Raw genomic sequence first — 1043 nt, forward strand, 5'->3', positions numbered from 1 at the left:
TGAAGCGGCAAAAGAATGACGCGATCGATGCCGAGGCGATCTGCGAAGCAGCGCAGCGGCCGAGCATGCGGTTCGTGGCCGTGAAGAGCGAACAGCAACAGGCGGCGGGTCTGGTGTTTCGGACCCGTGACCTGTTAGTGCGGCAGCGAACGCAGCTCATCAACGCGATCCGGGGACACCTCACTGAATATGGATGGGTCGCACCTAAGGGGCCGTCGCACGTGACGATGCTTACCGACCTGATCGAGGAAGAAGAGATGGCCAGCTCGCTCCCCAAAGCGGCCCACGCCATGTTCCGATTGATGTTGGACCTGCTGACCGACCTCAATGGCAAGGTCGCGGACCTCGACCAGGAAATCGCGCGACGTGCTCGCGAGGACGAAGTATCACGCCGGCTAATGACCGTTCCCGGCGTTGGCCCAATCTCCGCCACCGCGATCGCCGCTCTAGCACCGCCGGCCGAGACCTTTGCCAAAGGCCGTGACTTCGCCGCTTGGTTGGGTCTCACGCCTCTTCAAAGATCGACAGGCGGCAAGCAGAAGCTCGGTGCGACATCCAAGATGGGCGAACGCACGCTCAGGCGCCTCCTCATCATCGGCAGCAGCGCGGTCGTGCAACAGGCAAGCAAACGCGGCGCGCCAAGGGGTTCGTGGCTCGAACAGATGCTGGCTCGCAAACCGCGCATGCTGGTGACCATCGCGCTCGCCAACAAGATGGCGCGGATCGTCTGGGCGCTACTTGTAAAGCAGGAAAATTACAGGGCTCCGGTCGCAGCCAAGGCGTGATCTTGGTGGGCCCGAGGTCGTCAGAGGTGTAGTCGGTCGAAGGAGGGTATGGCGCAACAGTCGGCGAGACGGGGCCGGAAGAACCAGATGTACTCATCGTGCCTAGAGCACGCATTTATGATTTGGTTCCGGTCCGCGAACTCCCATACAGGCCCGCAGCTCCATCGCTGCATCAGAGGCCGGACAGATGGCAGCATCCGACTACGTGCCAATCTTCCTCAAAAACCGCTTGCATCTGGCGGGGCGTCCACAGATGAG

Annotated in this window: 1 protein-coding gene; it reads left to right on the top strand. The window is 61.6% G+C overall.

The features are described 5' to 3' along the window. Nucleotides 1-785, top strand: a 785-nt coding sequence (locus tag AC5ZFO_RS48050; RefSeq protein WP_496124273.1) for an IS110 family RNA-guided transposase, incomplete at its 5' end; no start/stop codon positions are given. Nucleotides 786-1043 lie beyond the last annotated feature (258 nt).

This window comes from Bradyrhizobium sp. Unk1 (assembly GCF_059512345.1).